The sequence below is a fragment of the Sorangium sp. So ce834 genome, assembly GCF_051521425.1.
Classification (GTDB): Bacteria; Myxococcota_A; Polyangia; order Polyangiales; family Polyangiaceae; genus Sorangium; species Sorangium cellulosum_D.
Map to the genome: position 1 here is coordinate 7,337,036 of NZ_CP150351.1, position 20,661 is coordinate 7,357,696.

The 20,661-nt window shown below is 72.8% G+C and carries 21 protein-coding genes; 10 read left to right on the forward strand and 11 right to left on the reverse strand.

Annotated elements, in window-relative coordinates; translation table 11 throughout:
- Positions 1–10: 10 nt before the first annotated feature.
- Entirely contained in the window at positions 11–901 is an 891-nt protein-coding gene (gene xerD / locus WMF20_RS26280; protein WP_237244130.1) for a site-specific tyrosine recombinase XerD, read from the reverse strand.
- 180 nt (positions 902–1,081) lie between these two features.
- Here xerD and WMF20_RS26285 point away from each other — a divergent pair, with 180 nt between their 5' ends.
- The 3 genes from WMF20_RS26285 to rpmB all read left to right on the forward strand — a co-directional run bounded on the left by WMF20_RS26285 (position 1,082) and on the right by rpmB (position 3,532).
- Positions 1,082–1,939 carry an N-formylglutamate amidohydrolase gene (locus WMF20_RS26285; RefSeq protein ID WP_437617171.1) on the forward strand — a complete coding sequence of 286 codons (858 nt, stop codon included), beginning with the start codon at positions 1,082–1,084 and terminating at the stop codon, positions 1,937–1,939.
- Positions 1,940–1,952: 13 nt separating this feature from the next.
- Positions 1,953–3,095 carry a hypothetical protein gene (locus WMF20_RS26290; protein ID WP_437604702.1) on the forward strand — a complete coding sequence of 381 codons (1,143 nt, stop codon included), beginning with the start codon at positions 1,953–1,955 and terminating at the stop codon, positions 3,093–3,095.
- A gap of 212 nt (positions 3,096–3,307) precedes the next feature.
- Positions 3,308–3,532, forward strand: a complete 225-nt coding sequence (rpmB, locus tag WMF20_RS26295; RefSeq protein WP_104982632.1) for a 50S ribosomal protein L28 — start codon at positions 3,308–3,310, stop codon at positions 3,530–3,532.
- A gap of 281 nt (positions 3,533–3,813) precedes the next feature.
- On the opposite strand, the gene WMF20_RS26300 is transcribed toward rpmB, so the two are convergent.
- The 10 genes from WMF20_RS26300 to WMF20_RS26345 all read right to left on the reverse strand — a co-directional run bounded on the left by WMF20_RS26300 (position 3,814) and on the right by WMF20_RS26345 (position 11,053).
- Positions 3,814–4,863 (reverse strand): hypothetical protein, encoded by a 1,050-nt coding sequence (locus WMF20_RS26300; protein WP_437604703.1) that lies wholly within the window; start codon positions 4,861–4,863, stop codon positions 3,814–3,816.
- Positions 4,860–5,585 (reverse strand): DUF72 domain-containing protein, encoded by a 726-nt coding sequence (locus WMF20_RS26305; RefSeq protein ID WP_129577000.1) that lies wholly within the window; start codon positions 5,583–5,585, stop codon positions 4,860–4,862. The genes WMF20_RS26300 and WMF20_RS26305 overlap by 4 nt, the downstream gene beginning before the upstream one ends.
- 89 nt (positions 5,586–5,674) lie before the next feature.
- The gene (locus tag WMF20_RS26310) at positions 5,675–6,571 is read right to left on the reverse strand and encodes a lysophospholipid acyltransferase family protein (protein ID WP_129577001.1); all 897 of its coding nucleotides are present in this window, start codon (positions 6,569–6,571) and stop codon (positions 5,675–5,677) included.
- Positions 6,572–6,707: 136 nt separating this feature from the next.
- Positions 6,708–7,889, reverse strand: coding sequence for a tRNA epoxyqueuosine(34) reductase QueG (gene queG / locus WMF20_RS26315; RefSeq protein ID WP_437604704.1), 1,182 nt, complete (start codon positions 7,887–7,889; stop codon positions 6,708–6,710).
- Between the two features lie 68 nt (positions 7,890–7,957).
- Entirely contained in the window at positions 7,958–8,533 is a 576-nt protein-coding gene (locus tag WMF20_RS26320) for an RNA methyltransferase (RefSeq protein WP_437604705.1), read from the reverse strand.
- On the reverse strand, positions 8,530–9,336 hold the full coding sequence (gene trmD, locus WMF20_RS26325) for a tRNA (guanosine(37)-N1)-methyltransferase TrmD (RefSeq protein WP_437604706.1): 807 nt from the start codon (positions 9,334–9,336) through the stop codon (positions 8,530–8,532). The genes WMF20_RS26320 and trmD overlap by 4 nt, the downstream gene beginning before the upstream one ends.
- A 40-nt stretch (positions 9,337–9,376) precedes the next feature.
- Positions 9,377–9,889, reverse strand: coding sequence for a ribosome maturation factor RimM (gene rimM / locus WMF20_RS26330; RefSeq protein ID WP_437604707.1), 513 nt, complete (start codon positions 9,887–9,889; stop codon positions 9,377–9,379).
- 12 nt (positions 9,890–9,901) lie between these two features.
- Positions 9,902–10,153, reverse strand: coding sequence for a KH domain-containing protein (locus WMF20_RS26335; protein ID WP_129577006.1), 252 nt, complete (start codon positions 10,151–10,153; stop codon positions 9,902–9,904).
- Position 10,154: 1 nt separating this feature from the next.
- Complete coding sequence (gene rpsP / locus WMF20_RS26340) at positions 10,155–10,421, reverse strand: 30S ribosomal protein S16 (RefSeq protein ID WP_012237071.1); 267 nt, start codon at positions 10,419–10,421, stop codon at positions 10,155–10,157.
- A 449-nt stretch (positions 10,422–10,870) separates the two neighbouring features.
- The gene (locus WMF20_RS26345) at positions 10,871–11,053 is read right to left on the reverse strand and encodes a hypothetical protein (RefSeq protein WP_080682315.1); all 183 of its coding nucleotides are present in this window, start codon (positions 11,051–11,053) and stop codon (positions 10,871–10,873) included.
- 219 nt (positions 11,054–11,272) lie between these two features.
- On the opposite strand from WMF20_RS26345, the gene WMF20_RS26350 reads away from it, so the two are divergent.
- From WMF20_RS26350 to dnaG, 7 genes are all read left to right on the forward strand, one after another.
- Positions 11,273–12,730 (forward strand): DUF4350 domain-containing protein, encoded by a 1,458-nt coding sequence (locus WMF20_RS26350; RefSeq protein WP_437604708.1) that lies wholly within the window; start codon positions 11,273–11,275, stop codon positions 12,728–12,730.
- Positions 12,727–13,704 carry an AAA family ATPase gene (locus WMF20_RS26355; protein WP_129577008.1) on the forward strand — a complete coding sequence of 326 codons (978 nt, stop codon included), beginning with the start codon at positions 12,727–12,729 and terminating at the stop codon, positions 13,702–13,704. The genes WMF20_RS26350 and WMF20_RS26355 overlap by 4 nt, the downstream gene beginning before the upstream one ends.
- 6 nt (positions 13,705–13,710) lie before the next feature.
- The gene (locus WMF20_RS26360; RefSeq protein ID WP_437604709.1) at positions 13,711–15,393 is read left to right on the forward strand and encodes a DUF58 domain-containing protein; all 1,683 of its coding nucleotides are present in this window, start codon (positions 13,711–13,713) and stop codon (positions 15,391–15,393) included.
- 9 nt (positions 15,394–15,402) lie between these two features.
- Positions 15,403–16,233, forward strand: coding sequence for a 16S rRNA (adenine(1518)-N(6)/adenine(1519)-N(6))-dimethyltransferase RsmA (gene rsmA, locus WMF20_RS26365; RefSeq protein WP_129577010.1), 831 nt, complete (start codon positions 15,403–15,405; stop codon positions 16,231–16,233).
- Positions 16,234–16,449: 216 nt separating this feature from the next.
- Entirely contained in the window at positions 16,450–17,874 is a 1,425-nt protein-coding gene (atpD, locus tag WMF20_RS26370) for a F0F1 ATP synthase subunit beta (protein ID WP_129577011.1), read from the forward strand.
- 7 nt (positions 17,875–17,881) lie between these two features.
- Positions 17,882–18,439, forward strand: coding sequence for an ATP synthase F1 subunit epsilon (gene atpC, locus WMF20_RS26375; RefSeq protein ID WP_437331313.1), 558 nt, complete (start codon positions 17,882–17,884; stop codon positions 18,437–18,439).
- Between the two features lie 199 nt (positions 18,440–18,638).
- Complete coding sequence (dnaG, locus tag WMF20_RS26380) at positions 18,639–20,588, forward strand: DNA primase (RefSeq protein WP_437604710.1); 1,950 nt, start codon at positions 18,639–18,641, stop codon at positions 20,586–20,588.
- Positions 20,589–20,661 lie beyond the last annotated feature (73 nt).

The window sequence follows — 20,661 nt, forward strand, 5'->3', positions numbered from 1 at the left end:
GTCCGCGCGCTCACGCGCGAGGGTGCGCGCGCCGGTAGGCGGCGCGCACGTGGTCGTCGGCGAGGTGCGTGTAGATCTCGGTCGTCACCACGTTCGCGTGGCCGAGGAGCGCCTGGACGCTCCGGAGATCCGCGCCCCCTTCGAGCAGGTGCGTCGCGAAGGAGTGGCGGAGCTTGTGCGGTGAGCTCGGCTTGGCGATGCCCACGGCGCGCGCGTATCCGCCGAGGAGCTTCCACACCGCCTGCCGGGTGAGCGGCCCGCCGCGCGGCGACAGGAACAGCACCTGCGTCGCCGCGCTGCGCGGGTGCGTCGCGCGCACCTCCAGGTAGGCATCGATGGCCGCGAGCGCCGGCTCGCCGAGCGGCACGAGCCGCCGCTTCCCGCCCTTGCCGAGCGCCGTCACGATCCCCTTGCGCCGCTCGATGTCCGACAGCTTGAGGCGCACCACCTCGCTGACGCGCAGGCCGGCCGCGTACATCACGTGGAGCATCGCGCGATCGCGCAGCCCCTTGAACGTCGCCTGCTCGGGCGCCTCGATGAGGAGCGCGATCTCGTCGAACGAGAGCACCTTGGGCAGCCGCCGCCCGACCCTGGGTCGCTCGATCAGCGCGCACGGATCCCGCTCGATGCGGCGCTCGCGGAGCAGGAAGCGGATGAACCCGCGGACCGCGGAGAGGTGGCGAGCCGCCGAGCTCGCGCTGATGCCCGCCTGGCCGAGCGCGACCAGGTAGGTGCCGATCAGCGCCTGGTCGAGCCCGTCGACGGACGCGATCCCTGCCGCGTCCGCATGGGCGACCAGCTTGGCGAGATCGTGGCCGTACGCTTCGAGCGTCAGGGGCGAAAGAGCCCGCTCGACGCGGAGATGGTCCAGGTAGGCGTCCACCCAGGTCGCGAGATCCACGGCCAACGCTACAGCGAAAGCGGCCAAGTACGCCAGAAAGCCGGGCGGAGCAGATGCACCCAGGACGCCCTGGACGGCAACACTTCTTCCTTCCTTCCGGCTTGGAACCTCCCCGTCCTGCCCCGTCCCGCCCCGTCCTGATTCCAGCCGGACGCGGAATGCGTCACAGTGAGCCCCGTGGTGTCACCCTTCGAGGTCGTCGAGCCCCCCGGAGCGGAAAGCCCGGTCCTCGTCGAAGTACCGCACGCGGGTGTCCACATGGATCCCGAGTCGCTGTCCTGGACCGTCGCGCCTGCGCGCAGCATCGGGCGCGACGCCGATCTGTACGTCGACGCGCTGTTCCAGGACGCCCCGGCCGAGGGGGCGACGCTCCTGTTCTCGCGGATGAGCCGGCTGGTCGTCGATCTCAACCGCAGCGAGGCCGACTGCGACGGCGACGCGGTCGAGGGCGGCGGCCGCGCGCCGTTCCCGCGGGGGCTCATCTGGCGCGTGACCACGGACGGCGAGCCCGTCCTGGTCGCCCGGCTCCCGCGGCGCGAGGTGGAGCGCCGGCTCGACCGCTTCTACCGCCCGTACCACCGCACCCTGAGCGCGATCCTCGCCCGCAAGCGCGAGCGCTTCGGCTTCGCGATCCTGCTCTGCGCGCACTCGATGCCCAGCCAGAGCCGCCGCGGCCACGCCGAGGGCGCGGTCGGCCGGGCCGACATCGTCCCCGGCACGCGCGGGCGGACGACCGCCGCGAGCGCGGTGATCGACGCCGTCGATCAGCACGCGCGCGCCTGCCGCTTCTCGGTGCGCCACGACGACCCCTACAAGGGCGGCTTCAGCACCTCGCACTACGGCCAACCGCACCGTGCCGTCCACGCCGTGCAGATCGAGATTGCGCGCCGGCTGTACATGGACGAGCAATCCCTCGCCATGGATGGGCAAGGATTCACTGCCGTGCGAGACTTCGGGCGCACCCTGGTCGCGCGGCTCACCTCGGCCGAGCTGCTCGGGCAGCTCCGCAAGAACCCCTTCGACGCCCGTGAGATCTGATCCAGCTCCATCAATGGAAAAGCCTTACGGAGAGGCGAACCGCGACCGCCCGCCAGCGAGCCGTCGCGCGATCGCCGAACGGGACAAGGCAGCACCAGCCCAGCCGGAGGGCGCCGCGGCCGGCGACGGCGCGGCCGAGCGGCCCTCCGCGGCGCCGGTCGGCGCCGCTCAGGTCGAGCCGCCCTCCGCGGCGCCGGTCGGCGCCGCTCAGGTCGAGCCGCCCTCCGCGGCGCCGGTCGGCGCCGCGCAGGCCGAGCGGCTCTCGGGGTCGAGCCCGGCCATCACGATCGAGGAGCCGCCCCCGAGCCAGCGCGAGCATGTCACCAAGCCGCTGCTCGCGTCCGAGGCGCTCATGGAGGACCTGGCGCCGATGCGTCCGGCGCAGGACGCGGCCCGGGTCTGGTGCGCCGTGGTGGGCGTGGGCTTCCTTCTGTTCGGCGGCCTGTCGGTCGCGGGGCTCCGTCCGGACGGCGTCGTCGCGGGCCCGCCCGCGTTCGTGCTGGGCATCGTCGCGCTGTTCACCGCGCTCACGTCGGTGAGCTACCGGCAGCGCGCCATCGCGATGGTGGTGCTGGGGACGATCGCGACCGTCATCGGCCTCCAGAGCTCCGGTCCCGCGGTCGGCTGGGGCGCCGCCCGGGCCGTGGCGGCGATAGCGCTCCCGGCGGCGCTCGTCTTCCGGTCCCGCTACCGGGCGTACGCCGGCGCGCGCTGGCTGCTCGTCGCCGCGTTCCTCGTCGCGCTCCCCTCGTTCGGGCACGCCGCCGCGCAGCTCACCTTGCTCGAGCCGCACCTGGCCCAGCTCGGCGCCCTGATGGTGATCCTGGCGGTGCTGTCCAGCCTCACCGGCTTCATGGGGGCGGAGACGACCGGCGCCGGCTCGTCCCTCGCGGTCGCGGTGGTGCTCGCCTTCATGGCCGACCTGGTCGTCGGCAGGCTCGCCCAGCTCGGCGCCGTCACGCCGCGCGACCTCGTCAGCGTGCTGTCCGCGGGCCTGGCGTTCGCCGCGACGTCCGCGCTCACGAGCCTCGGCCTCTTCCAGATCCTGGCCTGGCGCCTTGCCGCCGACGCCCGGCGCATCGACCTGCACCGCCCCGAGAACGACAAGGAAGGCGGGGATCGCCGGCCGCCCTCGGGCGGCGAGTGGCTCACCTAGGCCTGCGCGGGCCATCCCTCGACCGCTCCGCGGGCGATCTCCGGTGCGTTGCGGCGAGATACCCTCGGTGGACGCTTGACATGTCCCCCGGCTTCCTTCACTTTCCCGCGCTCCCGAGCCCCCCTGCTCCCCCGCGCAGGGCGTGCGTTCGGCCAGCTTGATCGAACTAGGGTCAGGGTACCGAGGTCGGTCCCCTCCCAACCGAGGACGTCATGGCGAAGAGCGACATCACTGGGAAGCGGAAGCTTCTGGCGCAGAATGTCTCCCACTCCAACATCAAGACGAAGCGCTGGCAGCTCGTGAACATCCAGACCCGGCGCGTCTGGGTCCCCGAGCTCAACCGCTTCGTGAAGCTCAACCTCACGACGCGCGACATCCGCACGATCGACAAGATCGGCGTCGTCGCCTACGCGAAGCGCCACGGCGTCACGCTCTAGCTGGCGCGGAGCCCGGTCGCGCCCGGGCAGCACGCCGGTCGACAGCGACCTGAGCCAGAGACCGCCGGGACGCCAAGCACGCCAGGAGAGCCAAACGTTCTCCTCCTGGCGTCCTTAGCGCCCTGGCGGTTTTTCATTTCCCGGTCGAGCGCCGCACGGCCCGCGCCGACGCGCTGGGCTCGGTCGGCCCTCTCGAGCGCCAGCCCCGGACGCTCCGGGCGCCCCTCGGCGCTGGCGCCGCCTCAGTCTTCTCCGCGCGCCCCCCCGGCGCCGACGCCGCCTCAGCCTTCTGCCGGCGGCGTCCCTGTTCCTGCCGAGAATCCGGGCGCGAGGTGGGCCGCGCGCGCGTCGCGGTCGTCGCGCAGGACGGCGAGGGCGCCGGCGGCGCTCAGCTGCGTGCGGACGTCGTGGAGGGCCGCCTCGAGCGCGGTGCCACGGAGGAGCGCGCCGAGGGCGTTCACCTCGAGCTTGGGCCTGCCGGTCAGCGCGACCGCGGCCGCGAAGGCGCTGCGCTGGAGGATCGCGATCGGCGCCGCCGCCGGCAGGGGCGTGCCGGGCGCGAGGCGCGTGATCCCGCGGCGCACCGGGACGGCGTCGCGGCCGAGCACGATGTCGAGCTCGGGCACGGCGATCCCGTCGTCGGTGCGCGCGTAGGCCAGCGCTGCGATCGTGCCCCAGCCGTCGCAGGCGACGATGGCGTCCGCGGGCCGCACCTGATCCCCGACCGGCCACGGCGCCTGGAGCGCCGTCGCGCCCTCCGCGAGCGTGGTCGATGCGGCCTCCACCTCGGCGGGGACCGCCTCGGCGAGGTCCTCGGCGGTCAGCGTCCCGCCAGCGACCGGCCCGCCCACGGCGAGCAGCGCCCGCTCCACGTCGCGCGCCCGCAGCGCCACCGCGCCGAGCGAGCCGACCTCGCGGAGCAGCGCGGCGCGCCCGCTCGCGCCCGCGCGCTCGGCCGCGGCCACGCCCGTGCGGACCAGCTCGCGGAGCCGCGCGCGGCCGAGGTAGCCGTGCAGCAGCACCAGCATCCCGAGCGAGCGCGGAACCGCGACGCGCGCGGCCTCCGGCACGCTCTGCCCGTCGACGAACCCGCGCGGCCGCGGCGCGCCGCGCCCGGGCTGGATCGCCCGGCCATCGAAGGCCCGCGCGCCCACGCCGACGCCGGCTGCGAGCGCCACGGCGGGCGCGAGCAGCACGTCGGGCTGCGCGCCAGCCGCCGCGAAGAAGCCGGCGACGATCGCGTCGATCGCGCTGCCGGACGACTCGAGCGCGGCCCGCGCGGCCGAAGCCGCGGAGGCGTCGCTCGCCGTGGCCGCCGCGCCGCGGATCACTGCTCCTCGTCCTCGGCGACGAGGGTGTTCGGCATGGGCATGGTAGGCCTTACCACGGCCGAGGCCGTCGAGCGATCGAGCTTGCGCGCGAGCGACGCCGCGAGCTGGGACTTGATCTGGGACGCGCGGTCTCCCTCGACGACAAGGAACACCTCACGCCGCCCGCGCAGGCGATCGGCGACGCGCTCGAGCGCGGCCGCCCCGATCGACGAGGACTTTCCGAGCGCGCGCAGCCGTGTGTAGACGATCGGCCCGGGCGGCGCCGCGTCGCGGGCGACGTCGAGCACCGGGATGACCTTCGCGGCGCGCGCGGTCGCGACGATGTCGTCGCGCTCCCAGATCCCTGCGGGCTCCCAGCAGCGCACGACCCCTTCGGCGGGCAGGCGCTCGAAGAGCGCCGCGAGCTTCTTGCGGTTGCTCGCCGTGGGGCGGAGCGACGCCGGCGTCTGGAGCACGACGCACCGGGCCTCCAGCACGGCCGCCACCTCGAGCGAGGTCGACAGCGCTTCGTCGAGCTCTTTCCCGGCCGCGAGCTCGCCGACCACGCGCGGCAGCACGACGCTGAAGACGAAGCCCGGCGGCACCGCCTTGCGCCATTTGCGCAGCGTGGTCGCGCGGGGCAACGAGGTATCGACCGGACGGAGCTCGACCAGATCGAAGCGATCTTTGTACTTCTGGATATCCCCCTTGAGCGAGGGCAGTCCGACGAGGAGGCGGGCCATCAGCGCGCACTCTTAGCCCAGCTTGCGCGCCGATGCAGCGCATGGCCGACCGCGGCGCGATTTCTCATTTGAGGCTTTAAATCCTTGATTTATTCGAAGTGGAACCACTGCGTCGGGTTCTCCCGCAGGAAGCGCTCCATCTCCGCCGTGATCTGCCGCGCCGCGACGTCGAGCTCGGACGGCCCCGGCCTCCTGGGCAGCGAGACGGGCGGGGCGATGCAGATCTCGTATTCCATGAAGCCGGTCCGCCGGGTGAACACCGGGACGATCGGCGCGCCGCTCGCCGCGGCGAGCTGGAGCGGCCCCTCCGGGACGCGCCAGGGCATGCCGAAGAGCTCGACGTCGCGCCCGCGCATCCCGGACGGGAGCCGGTCGATCTGGATGGCCACGACGCCCTGCCGCCGCAGGTGCGCGAGCAGCGGGAGCACCGCGAGCGGATCGTCGTCCACGTGCTGCATCCGCACGCCGACCCGATCGCGCGTGCCGTCCTGGATGGCCTGCGCCCGGCTGTCGCGCTCGCGCTGCATCACGATCAGCACGTCGGCGGTGTGCACGGAGCGCAGCAGCGGCGCGGCGGCCTGCCACCCGCCGGTGTGCGCCGTGACGACGATCACGCCGAGGCCGCGCCGGTATGCGCTCGTGAAGTGCTCGTCGTTCACGCACAGGCCGGTGAGCCGGTCGGGCCGGTTGCTGCCGGCGATGAACGCGTCGGTGAGGCAGCTGGCGAAGTTGATGAACACCCGCGCGACGTCCCGGTACTCGTCGAGCGCGCCGCGCTCGCCGAGCGCCAGCCGCAGGTTCCTGCGCACGGCCCTCCGCTGCTCCGGCAGCACGGCCCCGAAGACGAGCCCGAACAGCGCAGGGCTGTGCCGGACGAGGAGGTCTGGGCCGTAGGTCACCCCGGCGTCCACCGCACGCCGCCAGAGGACGGAATCGTGCTGGCGCAGATCGTCGAGGAGCGCTCGGAGCCTGGAAGGGAGATCCACGTTCGTGCTCGTGCGCGCGGCGTCTTGCCGGCGGACACCGTAGCGGATCCTCGGCCGCCCGCGAAGGGCGCCCGAGCACCGCTGCGCCTTTACGCCGCGCGCCGGATCGACCCCGAGCCCCGGCGCCCACGGCGCTTCAACCGGCGCCGGGCTCGTCGAGCGGACCGGCAGGCTCCGGCGCGGCCGGGCTCGCCGGCTCGCCGCGGCCCGCGCGGCGCATGCCCCACGCGGCGACGGCGCGCACCTCGGGGTCGTCGTGGGCGAGCGCCGCGGCGAGCGCGCGCTCCGCGCGCTCCGCGACGTCGCCCTCCGCGCCGCGCGCGAGCCGGTTCGCGGCGACGATGGCCGCGTTCCGGGCGAGCCCGCCGCGCCGCGCGCGCTTCACCGGCGTCCCGACGGTCAGCGCCTCGAACCCTTGCTCGTCCAGCGACGCGAGGTCGTCGACGTCCCGCCCCTCCCATCGCGACAGCGGATGGAACGGCGCGGTGCGCTCGAGGGGCGGCGGCGCGGTCCTGTTGAACGGGCAGACCTCCTGGCAAACGTCGCAGCCGAAGAGGTGCTCTCCCACGCCCGACCGCAGCTCCTCGGCGGGCGCGCTGCGCTGCTCGATGGTCAGGTACGCGACGCAGCGCCGCGGATCGAGCACGAAGGGCGCGTCGAACGCCTGCGTCGGGCACGCGTCGAGGCAGCGCGTGCACGAGCCGCAGCGCTCCGCGATGGGCACGTCGGGGACGAGCGGCAGCGTCGTCACCACCTCGCCGAGCAGCTGATAGCTCCCCTGCCCCGGCGTGATGAGCAGCCCGTTCTTGCCGACGAAGCCGATGCCGGCGCGCGCGGCCCAGACGCGCTCCATCACCGGCTCGACGTCGCAGAGCGGGCGCGCGAGGACGGACGGCGCGAGCGATCGGATGAACGACGCGAGCCGCCGCAGCCGGCGCTTCAGGTGGTTGTGGTAGTCCTGCCCGCGCGCGTACCGCGCGACCGTCTGCGCGAGCGGCGGGTCGCGCCCCTCGCTGTCCTTGGGCCGGGCATACCTGCGGCCGACGCACACGACCGAGCGCGCCCCCTCGAGGATCGCGTCGGTGTCCAGCCGGCGCCGCTGCGCCGCGTGCTCCGCGAGGTAGCGCATCTCGCCGTGCATGCCGCGCTCGATGAACTCGAGGTACCGCGCGTGCTCCACCCCGAGCGGCTCGTCCGCGCGCGCGACGCCGACGACGTCGAACCCGAGCGCGAACGCCTGCTCGCGCACGAGCCGATCGTGCGTCCGCAGATCCGAGCTCGCCTCCTCCTCGGGGCGATGGTCCTCGCGCTCGCTCATGGCCGTAGCATGGACCGCGGGGCCGGCGGCGGCGCTGGCACCACGCTCGCCGCGCGCGCCGCGAGCGCTCACCCGTCGTGCCGGTCGCCGAGCAGCCGGTCGAGCGTGATCGCGCACGCCGCGCGCACGCTCAGGTGGTTGTAGCCGGTGCTCGCGGCCGCCCGGATGGGCTCGATCCGGAGGTCGGCGTCGGCGATGATCTCGGGCGTGAGGCCCCAACCCGTGCCGAACAGGATCAGCACGGGGCGGCTCGCCTGCGCGAGGCGCGCGCGGGTCTCTGCGTAGCTCGTCACCGGGAGCCCTCGCGACGCCGCCGCGGTCGTCCAGACCTCGACGCCGGCGCGCCCTTCGCTGCTCAGCGCGCCGTACACGTCCTCCAGGCTGGGGACCACGGCCAGCACGTCGAGGGCGACTGCGCGATCCGGGATCCGACGCCTGCCGGACCCGAGCACCCAGTGCTCCTTGATGCGCTCTGCCAGCGCGCGCTGGGCGGCGACCGGGTGCACGACGAACAGCCGCTCGGCGCCGTACGTGCGCGCGCTCCGCGCCATGTCGTGCAGGTCGAGGTTCGTGATCGCGGTGGTCACCGCCTCGCCGGCGCGGTCGAGCACCGGGTAGTGGACGAGCGCGAGCGACAGCCTCATCGCCGCACCTCGCCGCAATCGTTCGGCAGAGGGCTCGGCGGAGGGCTCGGCGGAGGCTCTCCTCCGCGCGCCTTGCGCCACAGGTCGGGGCGGCGCTCGGCCGTGCGCTGCTCTGCCTGCGCGCGTCGCCAGCGAGCGATGGCCGCGTGGTTGCCCTGCTGCAGCACCTCGGGGACCTTGTGCCCGCGGAACTCCACCGGGCGCGTGTACTGCGGGTACTCCAGCAGCCCGGACATCGCGGGGCTGTGCGACTCGTGCTCCGCCGACACGGCGTTGCCGAGCACGCCCGGGAGCAAGCGCACGCACGCGTCGATCACCGCCATCGCCGCCACCTCGCCGCCCGTCATCACGAAGTCGCCGAGCGAGATCTCCTCGTCGATGAACGCGCGCACCCGCTCGTCGAACCCCTCGTACCGTCCGCACACGAGCGCGACGGCAGGGCGCGCCGCGAGCTCGATCGCCTTCTCCTGGCGGAACGGCTGCCCCTGCGGCGTGAGCAGCACGCGGTGCGCCCGCGGCGCAGGGGCCGGGGGCGCTCCCTCAGCGCCGGGAGGCGCGCCGCCCTCCGCGGCTGCCTCGTCGAGCGCCTCCAGGCAGCGGACGATGCAGTCGACGCGCATCACCATGCCGGAGCCGCCGCCGTAGGGCGTGTCGTCCACGCTCCGGTGCCGGCCGAGGCCGAACTCGCGCGGGCTGCGCGTCCGGACGGCGAGCGCGCCCGAGGCGAGCGCGCGCCCGACCATGCCGATCGCAAGAAATCCCTCGAAGAGCTCGGGAAACAGGGTCACTACATCGATGCGCATCGAACCTGCCGCGGCGGGCCGCCTCGCGCCGGACGGCGGCTCAGACGAGGCCTTCCAGCGTCACCAGCTGAACGATCTGCCGCTCTGCGTCCACGCTGCCGACGAAGCTCTCGGTCAGCGGGATCTCGAGCGGATCTGCGCCGCTCCTCTCCACGACGAGCACGTCGCAGGTCGGATACGACTGGAGCGACCTCACGTGCCCGATCAGGTCGCCCTCGGGGGTCAGCACGCGTGCCCCCTCGATGTCGCACGCGTAGAACTCGCCCTCGGCGAGCGGCGCGAACGCATCGCGCGGCACGCACACCGCGGCGCCGCGCAGCGCCTCGGCCGCGTCCCGGTCGTCGGTCCCGGCGATCCGCACGAGCAGCGCCTTGTCGACCGGGCGCGCCGCGGCGATCTTCGCGTCCCGCTCGGAGCCGTCCGGGAAGCGCAGCCGGATCGGCGGCCGCGTGAGGAGGAGGTCGGAACCCTCGTTGTAGACGCGGAGCCGTAGCTCCCCCTGGACGCCGTGCGGCCGGGAGACCTCCGCGACGGGAACGTAGCGTCGCTCCACGTCGGGCTCGTCTCAGTCGAGGATGTCGAGGTGCGCGCGCCGCCCCGACTTGCTCGCGGCGGCGCTCAGCAACGTCCGGATCGACTGCGCGGTGCGCCCGTCCTTGCCGATCACCTTGCCGATGTCCTCGCGCGCGACCGTCAGCTCGATCCTGGGGAAGCGGTCGCCCACGACCTCGCGCACGACGACCCGGTCCGGCTGGTCGACCAGCGCGCGGGCGACGAGCGCCACGAGATCGACCAGCGGAGACGTCGAGGAGGCCATGCTACTTCGCGGCGTCCGCCGGGGCGGCCGCCTGGGCGAGCCCAGGGTGCTTCAGGAGCAGCGCCACCGTGTGCGTCGGCTGGGCGCCGTTCGAGATCCAGTGCCTCACGCGGGGCACGTCGAGGCGGATCTCGGTCCTGCGCGGGTCGTACGTGCCCAGCCGCTCGATGAACCTGCCGCCGCGCGGGCTGCGCTGATCGGCGACGACGATGCGGTAGAAGGGCGTCTTCTTGGTGCCCGCGCGGGCGAGGCGAATATGAACGGCCATCTGTAGAACCTCGATCGAATGGAAGAGCCCGTGCTCACGTTGCGCACGGCCTGCTCTGAGGCGCCGGAGCGTAGCTCGTTCAGTGCCCGGCGCCAGAAGTGGGGGCGCAACCTAGGCGAAGATCCCGCCTCGGGTCAACCCCGCACACGCGTGGCAAGCCCCACATCGATCAACTTTTCCGCCATCGCACCGCCGTTGCCATGCCGCGCAGGGACGCGGCGATCCGGGCCTGCGGCGATCCCGTCCTTACCGGACGAGCTCGGCTCTCCTCACCGGACGAGCTCGGCTCAGACGAGAAACCGAGCGTCACGCGCACGCATCGGAGGATGCGTGGACGCCGGCGTTTCGGGATTTGCGGGGAAAGCGGAGCGGGCTCGGGGGACATCCCGCGGGCTCTGCCGCTGGGACGGCGTCTCCGCGGAGATCGCGGAGGAGCGGTGTACGGGGCGTCAACCCAGGTCGAGGATGATGACGCCCCGGTTGGGATCGTCCTCTTCCGTGTCGGGAAGACGACGAGGTGCAGGGTAGCGTTCGATCGGCAGCTCGAGGCGCGGTCGAATTTCTTCTCTTCGGGACCGATCCTTCTCTTCTTCGCGCTGCCGTATTTGCTCGATGATGAACGGAGGAAGCATCGACTAACCCCTCCACCTCGTAGAGTGCTCGGCCGATTTGGTGGAACGAGGTCTGGGAGAAAGCACCCCGCTCTTAGAAGCGAATCTAGCAATGTGGGATGGCGGGTCAAGGTTATCGCTCGGGCCGACAGTGGTATGTTCGCGGCGCTCATGACGCGGCACGGCGCGTGGCTTGCGCACGCATCCTTCGAATTTCATAGGGATCGTCGGCGTCTGCCGGTGCGCCGGCGGGCGACATCCTGCTCCCTCCGGGCCGCGCTCGTGGCGCTCGTCGCCCTGATCGCGCTGCTCGCGCCCGCTCGAACAGCGAGCGCGGCCTTCGACGTGAACGACACGAGCTGGGAGGGGTGCTCGGAGTTCCTCGAGATCGCACGCGCGGAGCTCGGCGTCGCCAGGGTCCACCCTGTCGCTGTGCTCGACTGGAGCCAGATCGGCCCGGAGGACGGCATCCTCGTGCTCCACCCGACGCAGTCGCTCGACGCGGACGAGACGACCTCGTTCATGAAGGCCGGCGGGCGGCTCGCCATCGTCGACGACTTCGGCCGCGGCGACGACACGCTCCGGCGGTTCCAGATCGAGCGCATCCCGACGCCGACCCGGCCGCTCGCCGCGCTCCGGAACCGCCCCGCGCTCGCCATCGCGGAGCCCGTCGCCGACACCGTCGGGGGCCACTCGATCGGCCGGCACCCGGTCGTCAGCCACGTCGATCGGCTCGTCACGAACCACGCGACCGGCCTCCGGCACCCGAACCTCTCGCCCGTGCTGCGGATCCGCGCCCTCAGCGAGCCGGACGTGATCGTCGCCGTCGCCGGGCAGGTCGGCAAGGGCCGGCTCTTCGCGATGGGCGACCCGTCCGCGCTGATGAACATGATGCTCCGGTACCCGGGCAACCGCGCCTTCGCCTCGGGCCTGACCCGCTACCTGGTCGACGAGGATGGAGCTCAGCCGCACCGAGGTCGGCTCTACATCGTCGCGAACCGGTTCGACGAGGAGAGCTCGTTCGGCGGCGAGACGTCGCTCCGCAAGGACTTCGACGCGCAGCTCAAGGCGCTCGCGACCGCCGTCGAGGACGCCCGCCGCGACGGGCTCCCCGGCGGCGCGCTCCTCGCCCTCGCCGCGCTCGCCGGCCTCGCCCTCGCGATCTGGACCGCGCGCGCCTCGGCGAGGCCCTACCGGGGCCCGCTCCCTCGGTACGCCCGCCCCACGCCGCTCGTCGCGCAGGGAGGCGCCGCCGGGCGCTTCGCCGTCCTCGCCGCCCCCTCGTCCCCGCGCGGGCTCGCGTTCCTCGAGCTGAAGAGCGCCCTGTTCGAGGCCCTGTCCGTGCGCTTCGGCCTCGAGACGAACCCGCCGCAGGAGGTGGTCGCGCGGCTCGTGGCCCGAGAGGGAGCCCTTGACGAGCGGGCCCTCTCGGCATTCAAGGAGGTACTGGGCACCATGTACCGAGTCGAAGCGTCCGTCGTCGCCGGCAAGCCGGCGAACGTGTCCCGGCCCGCGCTCCTGCACGCCGCCGGCGTCGTGCGGAGCGTCCTCGCCGCCTGCGGCGCCGACGGCCGGAAGCCGCCGCGGGGACCTCACCCCGGCGCGCCCTCCGCCCCTCTGGCCGCGGCCCTCGAGGCGCGGCCCTCACCCGCGGAAGCGAAGCCCGCAACACCACCCTCTGACAAAGGCGCTCGATGAACCAGGTTCAGGCCGTCGCCGTCGACGAAATCTCCGCTGCCAGGGAGCGGATCGAGGCGGTCCGGCGGGAGATCACGCGCGTTTACATCGGATCGCCGCGCGCGATCGATCTGATGCTCACCGCCCTGCTCGCGCAGGGACACGTGCTGCTGGAGGGCGTCCCCGGCGTCGCGAAGACCACGCTGGTCAAGGCGTTCGCGGCGGCGCTGGGCGCGTCCGTCCGGCGGATCCAGTTCACGCCCGACCTGCTGCCCGCCGACATCACCGGGACCTACGTCCTGTCGCCCAAGGAGGGGACGTTCACGCTGCGCCCCGGCCCGATCTTCGCGAACCTCGTGCTCGCCGACGAGATCAACCGCGCCCCGGCGAAGACGCAGTCGGCCCTCCTCGAGGCCATGCAGGAGCGGCAGGTGACGATCGAGGGCGATCGCTTCGAGCTGCCGTCGCCCTTCATGGTGCTCGCGACGCAGAACCCGATCGATCTCGAGGGGACCTACCCGCTCCCGGAGGCGCAGATCGACAGGTTCCTCATCCGCGTGAGCCTCGGCTACCCGCAGCACAAGGACGAGGTGGCGATGCTCCGCGCGCACAACGTCGAGCCGCCGCGGGCGCGGGCGACGCTCGCCGTCCAGGACCTCCTCATGCTCCAGGGCGTCGCGCGGCGGATCCACGTCGAGGAGGACCTGTACGAGTACGCGGTCAACCTCACGGGCTTCACGCGGACGCACCCCCGCGTGCTGCTCGGCGCGTCGCCGCGCGCCACGCTCGCGCTGATCCAGGCGGCCAAGGCGGCGGCGGTGATCGGCGGGCGTCCGTTCGTGACGCCGGACGACGTGCGCGGCATGGCGCCCGCGACGCTCGCGCACCGCCTGGTGCTCGTCCCGGACGCGGACGTGGACCCGAAGGCGCGCGACGCGATCATCGAAGAGGCGGTGCAGCGCGTGGGCTACCGCCGCGCGGCGCGGCCGGCGTAGCTCCCCATGCAGCTCTACCCCACGCGCACCGCCGCCCACCTGGCCATCGCCGGCGTCGCGGTCATGGGCGCCGGGCTCATCGCGCGCGAGCCGGCGATCGTCGGCTGGGGCGGGGCGATCCTCGTCGCGATCGCGCTCGCCCGCGGCGTGACGCTCGTGTCGGTGGCGCGCATCCGCGCGGCCGGGTTCGAGATGCTCTGGGGCAGCTCGCGGCGCGTCCTCCGATCCGCGCGCGGCGGCGCCGTGGAGATCGAGGCCGAGGTGCGGAACCGCGACACGCTCGCGGCCCGCTACGTCAAGCTGCGCGCGATCGCCTCGTCGCAGCTGGACGTCCGCATCGAGCCGAGCCGCGGAGAGGTCTCGGCCTCGGGGCGCCTCAAGGTGAAGGTCGTCGTGCGCACGCCGCGCGTCGGCCAGCACGGGCTCCACGGGCTCGCGCTCGAGGTGCACGGCGCCCCAGGCCTCTTCGAGGTGCCCCTGACCTTCGCGAACCCCTACGGGATCGAGGTCCTGCCGCGCCCCTTCATGCCGTACCTGACGCAGCCGCGCGGCGGGCGCAGCCACCTGCTCGCGGCCTCCGGCAAGCCCGGGCGCGTGCGCGGCGAAGGGGACGATCTGCGCGAGCTGCGCGAGCACCAGCCGGGGGATCCCTTCCGGAAGATCGCGTGGAAGGCGAGCGCGCGCCGGGGCACGCTGCTCGTGCGGGAGTTCGAGCGCGAGGAGCGGGATGTGGTCTGGATCCTCGTCGACGCGGCCGTGGAGCTCTGGGCGGGGCCGCTCGGCCGCGCGCCGCTCGACCTCATGATCGACGAGGCCTCGGCCATCGCCACGAGGCACCTCGGCCGCGGCGACCGCGTCGGGCTCATCATCCTGGCGCCCGGCCCTCGCGTGACGATCGCGCCCGACCACGGCCCTGGGCACGGCCAGAAGATCGCGCACGCGCTCACCGTCGGGTGCGGCACGTACGACGCGGATCGCAGCGAGCTCGACGAGATGGACGTCGCGGCGCGCGTCCTTGAGCACCTCAGGCCGCTCGACGCGCGAGGCCTCGACGATCTCCGCCGCGGCGACCTCGACCGGCTGGCCGCCCGCGCCGAGTCGATGCGCCCGCGCGCGCCGTTCTCAGCGCCGGCGCCGCTCGGGCGCTCGCAGCGCGAGCGCACGCTGCGCCGCTACCTCGCGAGCTACGGCATCGAGTCGCCCGCGCGGTCCGAGGCGGACCGGCGCGATCCCGCCGTGACCGTCGCGGAGTCGCTCACGCACATCGCGCGCACGAAGCCGCGCGCGAGCATGGTCTACGTCCTCGCGCCGCCGCCCGCCGACGCGCAGCTGGGCCGGCTCTCGGAGGCGGTGCGACGGCTCTCGCGCAGGGCGGTCCACGTGATGTGGACGCTCCCCGACGTAGAGCCCGGGCTCGCTCCTCCCTGGGAGCCTCCGCGGCCGCAGGAGAGCGAGGCGGACGACGAGCGGCGGAGCCCCACGCCGGCGGACAAGGCGTTCCAGGAGCTCGCGCCGATCGCGGCCGAGGCCGTGCTCATCCGCGCGCGAGTGGCGCAGACGCGGCGCGAGGCGGTGCTCCGAAAGGCCGGCGTGCGCGTGGTGCGGCTCCGCCCCACGACCGCTGCCGCGCCGAGCCCAAGCCCAACCGTGGCCGCGCCCCACGACGGCGCGCCCCCACCGCAGACCTGAGGAAGAGCGATGTCGATCGCAGAGCTGCTCCGCGCGCGCGGCCTCTCCCCCAAGAAGGGGTTCGGGCAGAACTTTCTCGTCGACGTCGAGGCCGCGCGCCGGATCGCCGAGGCCGCCACGACGCCCACGGGCGGCGCGGTGATCGAGATCGGGGCGGGGCTCGGCGCGCTCACGCGGCCGCTCCTCGATCGCGCGGCGCACGTCGTCGCGATCGAGCGCGATCGCGACCTCGTCCCGATCCTCCGCGAGCAGCTCGCCGACCCGATCGAGGGCGGCCGGCTGACGCTGCTCGAGGCCGACGCCGCGCGGGTCGACTGGGTCGCCGCGCTCTCCGGCCGACCGCGCCCGCACGCGGTGGCCGGGAACCTCCCGTACCAGCTCACGGGCCGGCTCCTCGAGCAGGCGACGACCATCGCGGACCAGATCGATCGCGCGGTGTTCATGGTGCAGCTCGAGGTGGCGGAGCGCCTCGTCGCCGCCCCCGGCGGCGGCGACTACGGCGCGCTCTCGGTCTTCGTGCAGGCCGCGTTCGACGTGCGCCGCCTCCTCGTCGCGCGGGCCGGCGCGTTCTACCCGAGGCCCGAGGTCGACTCCGCCGTCGTGGTCCTGACGCCGTGGCGCCCGAGGCGCGCCGAGGAGACCGACGCCTTCCGCGCCGCCGTGCGCGCCGCCTTCTCGGCCCGCCGCAAGACGCTCCGGAACGCCTGGAAGCACCTCTACGGCTGGTCGTCCGAGGAGCTCGAGCGCCACGCGAAGGACGCCGGCATCTCGCTCGACGCGCGCGGCGAGACGCTCAGCGTCGAGGCGTTCGCGCGGATCGCCGCCGCCAAGGGCCGCTGACCACCGCCGCGCGCGGGCGCCCCTCACCGGAGGGCGATCGCGCTCTATGGGGCCGCGCCCCAGGAAAACAAGGCCTCGCGCCGCACGCGCCCCGCCTCGAGACATCGGCGAGAAGCTCCGCGGGATTTCTGGTATGCGGCCACTAGTCGGACGCGCAGGCCCGTGCTAGTGGGCCGCGCGACTCGTCAAAGCTCGTACGAGGAGGGCTCCCGCTCCATGGTTGTTGGAAAGATCACCCAGGTCATCGGACCGGTCGTCGACGTCGATTTTCCGTCGGGCCAGCTACCCAAGATTCTGAACGCGCTCAAGGTCAGCAACCCGAGCATCTCGGCCGAGCCCGACAACCTCGTGCTCGAGGTCGCCCAGCACCTCGGCGAGTCGACGGTGCGCACCATCGCGATGGACTCCACCGACGGCCTCGTGCGCGGCTTGGAAGTCCGCGACACGGGCAAGCCCATCATGGTGCCCGTCGGCAACGAGTGCCTCGGCCGCATCCTGAACGTCGTCGGCGTGCCGATCGACGAGGCCGGCCCGGTGCACGCCAAGAAGCTGGCGCCCATCCACCGGGAGCCGCCCCCGTTCGTCGAGCAGTCGACGAAGGTCGAGGTCTTCGAGACGGGCATCAAGGTCATCGACCTCATCGCCCCCTACCGCAAGGGCGGCAAGATCGGCCTCTTCGGCGGCGCCGGCGTCGGCAAGACGGTGCTCATCCTGGAGCTCATCAACAACGTCGCGAAGGCGCACGGCGGCGTGTCGGTCTTCGCCGGCGTCGGTGAGCGGACGCGCGAGGGCAACGACCTCTTCCTCGAGATGAGCGAGTCGAAGCTCGCCGACGGCAGCCCCGTCATCTCGAAGGCCGCGCTGATCTACGGCCAGATGAACGAGCCGCCGGGCGCGCGCGCCCGCGTCGCGCTCTCGGCGCTCGCCGTGGCCGAGCACTTCCGCGACGAGGAGGGCCAGGACGTGCTCCTGTTCGTCGACAACATCTTCCGGTTCACCCAGGCGGGCTCCGAGGTGAGCGCGCTCCTCGGCCGCATCCCGAGCGCCGTCGGTTACCAGCCGACCCTCTCGACCGAGATGGGCGCCTTCCAGGAGCGCATCACCTCGACGACGAAGGGCTCCGTCACCAGCGTGCAGGCGATCTACGTCCCCGCGGACGACCTGACCGATCCCGCGCCGGCTACGGCCTTCGCCCACCTCGACGCGACCACCGTGCTCTCGCGCGCGATCTCGGAGCTCGGCATCTACCCGGCCGTCGATCCGCTCGACTCGAACTCGACGATGCTCGATCCCCAGATCGTCGGCGAGAAGCACTACTCGGTCGCGCGGCGCGTGCAGCAGACGCTCCAGCGCTACAAGGATCTCCAGGACATCATCGCCATCCTCGGGATGGACGAGCTCAGCGAAGACGACAAGCTCATCGTGTCGCGCGCCCGCAAGATCCAGAAGTTCCTGTCCCAGCCGTTCTTCGTCGCGGCCCAGTTCACCGGCCTCGAGGGCAAGCTCGTCCCGCTCAAGGACACGATCGCGGGATTCGAAGAGATCCTGGAAGGCAAGCTCGACCACGTCGCCGAGCAGGACTTCTATCTGGTGGGCGGCATCGACGAGGTGAAGGCTCGGGCTTCGAGAAAGGCGGCCTGACGCGGCCATGGCCGACACCATCCTCCTCGAGATCGTGACGCCGACCGGCGTCGCGTTGCGCGAGCAGGTCACGGACGTGACCGCGCCGAGCGTCGCCGGCGAGTTCGGCGTGCTCCCGGGCCACCTGCCCCTGCTCGCCGCCCTCCGGACCGGCCTCGTGACGTATCACCAGAACGGCCAGGAGCACCGCCTGGCCGTCCATCACGGATTCGTCGAGGTCGCCAACGATACCGCGCTGCTGCTCACCGAGCGCTTCGCCATGAAGGACGACGTCGACGTCGTGCGGGTGCGCCGCCGGCTGAAGGAGGTCGATGCAGAGCTCGACCACTGGCAAGGCGACCTGACTGATCCGCGCCGTCGCGAGCTCATCGAAGAGGAGCAGTGGCTCGCCACCGAGCTCGAGCTCATCGGCGACCCGCCCCCTCCGATGGTCCGCGAGGACACGCGATTCCTCGCCGACCACGCCGAGGCGCCGTCGGTCGAGGAGATGGTCGAGGCCTCCCAGCCCGACGAGAGCCTCACGGACCACAAGAGGCCCGGCTCTCCGTTCCCCGATCCGAAGTGACGTACCTGGCGGCTACCGCCTTGCGCGTGCGGCCGCCGCACAGGACACTGTTCTCCACACAGGCCGCGAGGGGCTGGGGGCGCTCCCGCTTCGCGAGCTATCTGCACCGCCAAGGCGCTGGCGCGAACCGCGCCACGCTGTCTGGGTCCACCCGTGATGTTCTGCGGGCCCCGCGCGTCCGGGGCCCTCAAGGCAGCCCATGATCTCTCCGGAGACGATCGCGCTCGTGAAGGAGCGCACGGATCTCGTAGCGCTCATCGGCGAAAGCGTGCGCCTCACGCGCCGCGGGCTCTCCTTCACCGGGCTCTGCCCGTTCCACAAGGAGAAGACGCCCAGCTTCCATGTGAACCCGAACCGCGGGTTTTATCACTGCTTCGGCTGCAAGGAGACCGGCAGCGCCATCGACTTCGTGATGAAGCTCGAGGGCCGGACGTTCGCCGAGGCGGTGCGCGCGCTCGCCGAGCGCGCCGGCATCGAGGTGGCGGAGTCGATGACCGAGGCCGAGCGGCGCGAGGCGCAGGCGGCGCGCAAGTCGAAGGACGACCTCTACGCCGTCAACCACCTCGCCGCGACGTTCTTCGAGCACAGCCTCCGCGGCGGCCCGGGCGGCGGCCCCCACCCGCTCGCGCGCTACGCCCACGAGGAGCTCGAGCGACGCGGTCTGCCCCTCCGCGACGGCGATGGCGGCGTCGATCCGATCTCCGAGGCCCTCCAGGCGTTCCGGATCGGCTACGCCCCGTTCGCCTGGGACGCGCTCGCCACCTACCTGCGGCAGCAAGGCGTCTCCCCGGTCCTCGCCGAGCGCGTCGGGCTCCTCGTGCCGCGCTCGTCGGGGAGCGGCCACTACGACCGCTTCCGCCACCGGCTCATGTTCGCCGTGACCGACGTCATGGGCCGGGTGATCGCGTTCAGCGGGCGCGCCTTGCCCGACCCGAGCCCCGCGGAGCTCTCGTCGCTCGGCAAGGGCGGCCCTGCGCCCCAGGCCGACGGCGCGCCGGCGAAGTACATCAACAGCCCCGAGTCGCCGATCTACACGAAGGGAGAGCACCTCTTCGGGCTCTACCAGGCGCGCCAGGCGATCCGGCAGCGCGGCGAGGCGGTGCTCGTGGAGGGCAACTTCGACGTCGTCGCCCTCCACGCGCGCGGCATCGGCCACGCCATCGCCCCGCTCGGGACCGCGTTCACGCCCGGGCAAGCGAAGCTCATCAAGCGCTTCGCGCCCGCGGTCATCCTGCTCTTCGACGGCGATGCGGCCGGCAAGAAGGCCACGCGGGCGGCGCGCTCCCCGTGCCGCGAGGCGGGCCTCAGCGCCCGCGTCGCCGTGCTGCCGGCGGGCGTCGATCCCGACGACCTCGCGCGCAAGCACGGCCCGGACGCCGTCGCCCGCATCCTCAAGGGCGCGCGCGGCCTGCTCGAGCACCTCATCGACGAGGCGCTCGACGGCGACAGCTTCGGCGGCTCATCGCTGCCCGAGCAGCTCGCCCGCGTGCGCGCCGTCGCCGCGCTCCTCGCCGAGGAGGACGATCCGAACCTCAGGATGATGGCGAAGCTCTACGCCGATCGCCTCTCCTCGAAGCTCGTGATCGGCGGCCGCTCGCCCGACGACCTCCGGCAGCTCGAGCGCGTCGTCGAGGAGTCGCTCTCCCGGCCGCGGAGCCAGCCCACCCGCGAGGTGACCCCCTCCGGACAGACGACCGAGACGTGGGAGCGCGCGCGCTCACGCGCGCAGTTCCAGGAGGTCAGCCTCGAGATCCTCGGCGCGATCCTGGATTTTCCCGAGCTTCTGGCCGACGACGAGGTGCAGCTCGCGCTGGAGTGCCTTGAGGGCGAGGTCGCCCTTGCAATTGTCACAGCGCGTCAAAATTTCACATTTGAAATGGGGCTTGCCGCCGGCGAATTTCTTGCGCAAGTCCCGGCTCCGATCCATTCATTCGCGGCTGGACGGCTGGTCTCGCCTGTCTTCGAAGCGGCCTCAACGGCCAAGGCGACGCTCTTGGAGAATTCACAAAAGTTGAGCAGGCATGCCCTGGCGCGACAGAAGGCAGCCGTCATGAGCCAGCTCCAGAAGAGCGCGGTCGACGCCGATGCTGAAAACGCTTTGCTGCGTGATCTATTCCAGCGGAGAGCGGGGGGGCTCGGTCTTCCTTGATGCGTTCCGTGTCGCCCCTACGTGGCGGCCCGACGTGCGTGATCCCTAGAGTTTGTCGGAATCATCTGGTGTG

What these genes read in the sequence shown, in the direction of transcription:
- WMF20_RS26290 (WP_437604702.1), top strand. Translation starts at nt 1,953, where the DNA reads ATGGAAAAGCCTTACGGAGAGGCGAACCGCGACCGCCCGCCAGCGAGC.
- rpmB (WP_104982632.1), top strand. Translation starts at nt 3,308, where the DNA reads ATGGCGAAGAGCGACATCACTGGGAAGCGGAAGCTTCTGGCGCAGAAT.
- WMF20_RS26305 (WP_129577000.1), bottom strand. Translation starts at nt 5,585, where the DNA reads ATGGCCCGCCTCCTCGTCGGACTGCCCTCGCTCAAGGGGGATATCCAG.
- queG (WP_437604704.1), bottom strand. Translation starts at nt 7,889, where the DNA reads ATGAGCGAGCGCGAGGACCATCGCCCCGAGGAGGAGGCGAGCTCGGAT.
- WMF20_RS26320 (WP_437604705.1), bottom strand. Translation starts at nt 8,533, where the DNA reads ATGAGGCTGTCGCTCGCGCTCGTCCACTACCCGGTGCTCGACCGCGCC.
- trmD (WP_437604706.1), bottom strand. Translation starts at nt 9,336, where the DNA reads ATGCGCATCGATGTAGTGACCCTGTTTCCCGAGCTCTTCGAGGGATTT.
- WMF20_RS26335 (WP_129577006.1), bottom strand. Translation starts at nt 10,153, where the DNA reads ATGGCCTCCTCGACGTCTCCGCTGGTCGATCTCGTGGCGCTCGTCGCC.
- rpsP (WP_012237071.1), bottom strand. Translation starts at nt 10,421, where the DNA reads ATGGCCGTTCATATTCGCCTCGCCCGCGCGGGCACCAAGAAGACGCCC.
- WMF20_RS26345 (WP_080682315.1), bottom strand. Translation starts at nt 11,053, where the DNA reads ATGCTTCCTCCGTTCATCATCGAGCAAATACGGCAGCGCGAAGAAGAG.
- WMF20_RS26355 (WP_129577008.1), top strand. Translation starts at nt 12,727, where the DNA reads ATGAACCAGGTTCAGGCCGTCGCCGTCGACGAAATCTCCGCTGCCAGG.
- WMF20_RS26360 (WP_437604709.1), top strand. Translation starts at nt 13,711, where the DNA reads ATGCAGCTCTACCCCACGCGCACCGCCGCCCACCTGGCCATCGCCGGC.
- rsmA (WP_129577010.1), top strand. Translation starts at nt 15,403, where the DNA reads ATGTCGATCGCAGAGCTGCTCCGCGCGCGCGGCCTCTCCCCCAAGAAG.
- atpD (WP_129577011.1), top strand. Translation starts at nt 16,450, where the DNA reads ATGGTTGTTGGAAAGATCACCCAGGTCATCGGACCGGTCGTCGACGTC.
- atpC (WP_437331313.1), top strand. Translation starts at nt 17,882, where the DNA reads ATGGCCGACACCATCCTCCTCGAGATCGTGACGCCGACCGGCGTCGCG.
- dnaG (WP_437604710.1), top strand. Translation starts at nt 18,639, where the DNA reads ATGATCTCTCCGGAGACGATCGCGCTCGTGAAGGAGCGCACGGATCTC.